Origin of the sequence: Lamprobacter sp. (genome assembly GCF_034860625.1) — a bacterium.
In the GTDB taxonomy this organism is placed as follows: domain Bacteria; phylum Pseudomonadota; class Gammaproteobacteria; order Chromatiales; family Chromatiaceae; genus Lamprobacter.
The window spans coordinates 1-5,520 of record NZ_JAYESN010000208.1 but is presented as its reverse complement, the minus strand read 5'-3'; the positions used below and the strand labels follow the sequence as shown (position 1 = coordinate 5,520).

General features: G+C 59.1%; 6 protein-coding genes and 1 pseudogene. All 7 read left to right on the top strand.

The annotated features are described in order from the left end of the window. Window positions 1–399: 399 nt before the first annotated feature. A complete protein-coding gene (locus VBE63_RS24150) occupies window positions 400–1,047 on the top strand; it encodes a DapH/DapD/GlmU-related protein (RefSeq protein ID WP_416274658.1) in 648 nt (215 codons plus the stop codon). Window positions 1,048–1,121: 74 nt separating this feature from the next. Further along, window positions 1,122–1,268: pseudogene (locus tag VBE63_RS24145) on the top strand (DegT/DnrJ/EryC1/StrS family aminotransferase); the annotation flags it as partial. 251 nt (window positions 1,269–1,519) lie between these two features. Continuing rightward, on the top strand, window positions 1,520–1,912 hold the full coding sequence (locus VBE63_RS24140; protein WP_323685565.1) for a hypothetical protein: 393 nt from the start codon (window positions 1,520–1,522) through the stop codon (window positions 1,910–1,912). Then, window positions 1,909–3,111, top strand: a complete 1,203-nt coding sequence (locus tag VBE63_RS24135; RefSeq protein ID WP_323685564.1) for a hypothetical protein — start codon at window positions 1,909–1,911, stop codon at window positions 3,109–3,111. Before VBE63_RS24140 ends, VBE63_RS24135 begins: the two co-directional genes overlap by 4 nt. An 89-nt stretch (window positions 3,112–3,200) precedes the next feature. Continuing rightward, window positions 3,201–3,860, top strand: coding sequence for an NAD(P)/FAD-dependent oxidoreductase (locus tag VBE63_RS24130; RefSeq protein ID WP_323685566.1), 660 nt, complete (start codon window positions 3,201–3,203; stop codon window positions 3,858–3,860). 351 nt (window positions 3,861–4,211) lie between these two features. Beyond that, the gene (locus VBE63_RS24125) at window positions 4,212–4,697 is read left to right on the top strand and encodes a hypothetical protein (protein ID WP_323685563.1); all 486 of its coding nucleotides are present in this window, start codon (window positions 4,212–4,214) and stop codon (window positions 4,695–4,697) included. After that, on the top strand, window positions 4,681–5,229 hold the full coding sequence (locus VBE63_RS24120) for a hypothetical protein (protein ID WP_323685562.1): 549 nt from the start codon (window positions 4,681–4,683) through the stop codon (window positions 5,227–5,229). The genes VBE63_RS24125 and VBE63_RS24120 overlap by 17 nt, the downstream gene beginning before the upstream one ends. Window positions 5,230–5,520: the final 291 nt, after the last annotated feature.

The window sequence follows — 5,520 nt, the reverse complement described above, 5'->3', positions numbered from 1 at the left end:
TCCTCATAATTCACGAATTAGGTATCCCATTTGTCAACTTTTTGCCCCAGGACGTCACTTGCTTCCAGCCTTCATCCCAAGTTGTGCAGATTAGGGGTTCGATTCCGCACGGCCTAGTCCGCCAGAACGGCAGGCGTTTATCATCCTGTTTGACGAGAATGGCCGCTGGCGGGCGAGCATCGGGATGAACACCGGCAAAATTTCGAGCACGCTGCACCATTAGCCACCACAGTCCCGCCTCGGCATCGGACAAACTCTGACGCAACGCTGAGGCGCCAGGTGCCGCAATTGTTTAAACTCGCGATTCCCTAACCAGCCTCGCTAGAACACGACCAGCGGCAGCGGCCATCGTTGCTCGCGCACCTGCAATGGCGAGCCGGACACCTTCGCACCGAAGCGATGCCACATCACAGGCCAACTCAAAACCTGAACACCCACATCCACCCCACCGCCATCGTCGATGACGGCGCACAACTCGGCGACGGCACGCGGGTTTGGCATTGGGTGCATATCTGCGCTGGGGCGCGCATCGGCGCGCACTGCTCGTTTGGGCAAAATGTCTTCGTCGGCAACGACGTCATCGGCAACCGTTGCAAGGTGCAGAACAACGTCAGCATCTACGATGCCGTCACGCTGGAAGAGGATGTCTTCTGCGGCCCCAGCATGGTCTTCACCAATGTCTACAACCCGCGCGCAGCCGTGGTCCGCAAACATGCGTATCGCCATACCCTGGTCAAACGTGGCGCGACCATTGGTGCCAACGCCACCCTCGTCTGCGGCGTGACCCTGGGTGAGTATGCCTTCGTTGCCGCTGGCGCTGTGATCACGAAGGATGTCAAACCCTACGCCTTGATGGCCGGCGTACCAGCGCGTCAGATTGGCTGGATGAGCCAACAGGGTGAGCGCCTTGACTTGCCGCTCACCGGCGAGGCCACCGCCACTTGCCAGGCGACCGGGCTGCGCTACCAGCTCCAAGCGGGTTACCTCAGCTGCCATGCCGCACACGATTCACCCTCCACATCAACATCGCATCCATCGCCCCACTAGGAGTCACAAGCCGCCGTGAGTAGCACTGAGTCAACCAGCTTCGCACTGATCGGCGCCGCCGGATTCGTCGCCCCACGGCACTGCAAGCGTTGCGCATCACCGGCGAGGTCATCACCACGCCCTACTCCTTCGTCGCCACCGCGCATGCCCTGCTCTGGAACGAGATTCAGCCAGTCTTCGTCGACATCGACCCGATCACCCTCAACCTTGACCCCAAGCGCAGCCATCGACGCCATTCCCGGCCTGCCATCAGCCCAAGCCAGCGACCTGCCCGTGGCCACCGACGCCGCAGCGCGCGTGATCTGTCTGCCGATCTATCCAGCACTCGATCACGCTGACCAGGCCCATGTGTTTGCTTGTCTGCAGGCCTCATGAGACTGATATAACCAACGTGCCACCGCTAACGGGCTTGATCAAAGCGCAGGACGCAGCCAAACTTCTCCATCAATCACAAACCAAGGAGTGAGGACAAATGATGACCAAGGACACAACGACAGACATCCCTAACTGCCCGCCGCACGACGCCGAGCCCGCAACCGGCCGGGTCTACCGCTGCGCGAAGTCCAACCCGGCCAAGGCGCGTGATATGCAGATCCATGCAGAAAAGGGCAGCTTACCAAACGCGGCCCCCTGTCTGCGGCGAGCCCTTTCGGCCTTCCGCAGCCAGCGCGATGCAGAGCACCAGATACGCCTGTTTCGGCGCTGGAAACGCCGCTTTGTCCTGTTCGCCGACCTTAATCACACGCATGGCAAGGTTAAGCTGACCAGCGGCCAGCAACCCACACACACCAGTTGGTGGCCCGCATCCTCGCTGTCTGTCGAAGACCGAGCCAGCCTGTTCAGCCTGATCCGCGAGGTGCCATGATGGCCTGGCCCGATCTCGCGGAATTGCAGCCAGTCGAGCTAGCGCACATTGGCGCGCTGCAGCCCATCGAGGTACTCTACCAATTCGAGCAGCCCTGCATCTTCACCGCCGCCATCCCCTCGGGATGCCTGCTACTCGTTTACCTCATGGAAGAACTCGAGCAGGATGAGCGTCTTCGCTACCTGCTCACAACAACGGCAGCCGAAACCGTCGCCGATCTGAAAACCGGCACCATTAGCGTGCGCGAAGCCCTTCTGCGCGGGTCGCTCTGGCTTGCCGACCTGGGCATCGACGATCTCCTACCCAGGCAGGTGTTCAGCATCAGCGCAGACCAGCTTCCAGCCGATGCACTGCCGGAACCGGGCACCATGTTGTTGCCCTCACTGGAACCCGAACTGCGTGTCAGGCTGTGCGGTCAGCAGATCAAATCCGGCGCCTTGCCTGCCCCGGTGTTGGCGCATGCGGCAGACATCGCCAAGACCGCGCTCAAGCCAATCTACGAATGGCTGGCCAGAGGACTCAGGATCGATCCGCCAGGACGACCGCCGGAATGGCTGCGTACTCTCTACAGCCTCCAGATTCAGTCCCTCTCGCCGGGCAGCCTTGAAGTCGGTCTGCGGCTACCGAGAGCCGTCGATACCGAGCCTGCGGACCTTCTGGCTGGGGTCCATGTCAACGATGACGATCAGCAGATTCGCTCGCAAGGATGGGAGCTTCTGCAGCAAGGTCTGGAGTGGGTCACCTCAGATGCACAGGATGACAGCGCCCTTGGTGAGGCCGCACCAGCAATACTCGACTCACTGCGCCGACTGGCACCGATGAGCAGTACCAAGGGGCCCGTGACCGCAGTCGAGGTCTCTGGCGCCATGCTCGGCCAGCACCACAAGACTTACAGCCTGACGCAACACACCACAGCAAGAATTCGAGCCATCCAAGCCCAGACCGGCAAGAGACAGGAAACTTTTTTACGCGTGTTCGAGGGGCGAATCCGCAGTCTGGATCTCGACTTGCTGCGTTTAATCTTGCGCAACCCGGCCACGGCCGAGACTGAAGTGCCGTTTCTGCTCGATGACGACCATTTTCTTGAGGATGCCAAAGAAGCCTACTACCAAGAACTGCCGGTCAAGATCGCAGGCCGAAGCCTGGACGAGAAAAGCTGGACGGTCGTCGACATCGAATACGCGCCAATCAGGTCATGAGTTGCAAGGCAACCAAGTCAGTCCATCTCCACGACTGAGCGTGAACGCACGCTAACCATCCTTATCGTGGTCATCTCGGCGACAACCGCATCCAAGCCGGCTCCGAACGCATTCAGGCCGGCACCCTCATCAACTGCGCCGGGCTCTACGCCGACCGGATTGCACACGACTTCGGCTTCGGCCAGCGCTACACCCTACTGCCATTCAAGGGCCTGTACCGCTACGCTGATGCCGGCACCAAAGCCCCGCGCCTGCACCTCTACCCCGTGCCGGATCTGCGCCAGCCGTTTCTTGGCGTCCACGTCACGCGCACGGTCGATGGACACACCAAGATCGGCCCCACCGCCCTGCCGGCCTGGTGGCGTGAGCATTATGGCGGTTGGAGTGGCTTGCGCGCCAACGAGCTGCTGGAGGTGGCCGGGCGCGAACTGGCCATGCTGATCAGCAATCGCAACGACTTCCGCACCCTGGCGCTCCAAGAGCTGCGCAAGCAGCGCCGTTCCTACCTGGTGGCCGAGGCTGCCACTCTGCTCGAGGGCGCCGAGACCATGGGCTTTCACCGCCACGGCCGGCCCGGCATTCGCGCACAGTTGGTCGAGCGCGCCAGCAACCAGCTGGTAATGGATTTCGTCATCGAGGGCGATGCCAAGAGCCTGCATGTGCTCAACGCTGTCTCGCCGGCCTTGACCTGCGCCCTGCCGTTCGCGCAGTTTGTCGTCTCAAGGCTTTTGGACAACCCGAAACACTGAGTCGTTGCCGATGTTCTACTGCCCGATGAGTGCCAACAGCCGTCTCCTCGCTGAACGTTTGCGTGGACTAGAGGCTCGCGTGGCAGCATTGGAACGGATGACTGGCAGTTCGACCCACTCCAAGTCCGAGCGAGCGCTCGAAAAACCAGTCGTGCTCCTGATCTGTAAAGTTCCTACTCAAGCTTTTGATTTAATTGATATTTAATAGCATTTAGCAACAGTTCTGGAACATAACCCACAACCCGTAAGCCTATGATGAGCGCGCCCTCAGCCTGCCGCTGTTTCCAACACTCAGCGAGTCGGAGCAAGATCAGGTGATCGCCGCTCTCCGACACAGCCTTGGATAACGCCATGACCACCGCCATCAGCAAGACACCCGACGCCTATCTTCAGCGATTAGATGACCTACTGAACCAAATCGATCAATGGTCGAGCGCTAAAGGGCTCAACACCCAGCGTTACAGGGTCAACCTCAACGAAGAAGCCTACGGCAGCTATCCGGCCCAGGGTCTGCGACTCAGCACGGCCGAAGGAGACCCGCTAGGCACGATCATTCCGGTGGGCGCATCGATCATTGGCGCAAAGGGCCGGGTTGATTTCGAGGGGACCATTGACCAGGCCATCCTGGTTGATTGGGATGTCGGTGGCCCCCTATTCGAGACCAGTGTCCGCGCGGGCAACGATGTCAGAGCGACCCGACAGCCCATCTACCGAGGTGTTGATGAAGCAGGCTGGTATTGGGTTGAAAGTCGTCAGCTTTCACGGGCACACAAGCTTGATGAGCGACTCTTTTTCGACTTACTGCTGATGGTCTCTGACTATGACCTCCGCGGTTGAGCGTATTGAAGACATCATCCGTGCCTGGAGACTGCAAAAAGATGCATTGAAAATCGTGCGACGCGAGGTGAAACGGACATCCAAAGCAGGAGGCGTACTTGAGCTGGACCTCAGCAATACCGGGCTCGAAGAAGCTAATGCGGATATCGTTGATCATGATATCCGCGAATGCCAACAGTCCGCTGATGATTGCGCGGTGCTCTCAATGTGGACCGTATTCGAGCGGCTTGTTTTTGAATGTCTCGAAGCCGAATGCAAAAAGATGACATGCTCCCCAATTGAGGAATTCAATCAAGCCGTGACAAAAAAGGTTGTCAATGCAGTTGAATATTGGAAAATCGATGAAGCGCTTGATCTTCTAAAGCCACTGACTGGAAGCGACGATGTCGGTCATGCGAAGCAAATCAAGCGCTACCGTGACTGGATCGTACATCGCAATTTACGAAAACCGAGCCCAGCAAAAATCGATCCCATCTCAGCGAAGGAAACGCTCATCCATCTAGCCAGGGTCATCGACGCTCGTAATCACTAACCACCAATATCGACAACCTCGCGACCACCGACGCCGAGCCTGTACTGCCAGCAATCCCGACCAAGACCGCCCGACCAAAATTCCAGCGCGCATTCCCACAGCAAGTGCGATACGCAGCCGACGACCTGAACGCTGTTTAGACGCGCGGAACAGGCGGCGCGGTATCGGCCTGCTTCCGACTCGACCCCACAGGTCGCCCGTGATGGCAAGCGCGCATGAAGATCGCTTTCGATCCGCACAAGAACGAACGCAAGTACCATTATCGAGGTGCGCACGAACTGCGGTTAATCT

Coding starts and splice junctions, on each gene's coding strand:
- VBE63_RS24125 (WP_323685563.1), top strand. CDS start 4,212: ATGACCACCGCCATCAGCAAGACACCCGACGCCTATCTTCAGCGATTA.
- VBE63_RS24140 (WP_323685565.1), top strand. CDS start 1,520: ATGATGACCAAGGACACAACGACAGACATCCCTAACTGCCCGCCGCAC.
- VBE63_RS24120 (WP_323685562.1), top strand. CDS start 4,681: ATGACCTCCGCGGTTGAGCGTATTGAAGACATCATCCGTGCCTGGAGA.
- VBE63_RS24150 (WP_416274658.1), top strand. CDS start 400: ATGCCACATCACAGGCCAACTCAAAACCTGAACACCCACATCCACCCC.
- VBE63_RS24135 (WP_323685564.1), top strand. CDS start 1,909: ATGATGGCCTGGCCCGATCTCGCGGAATTGCAGCCAGTCGAGCTAGCG.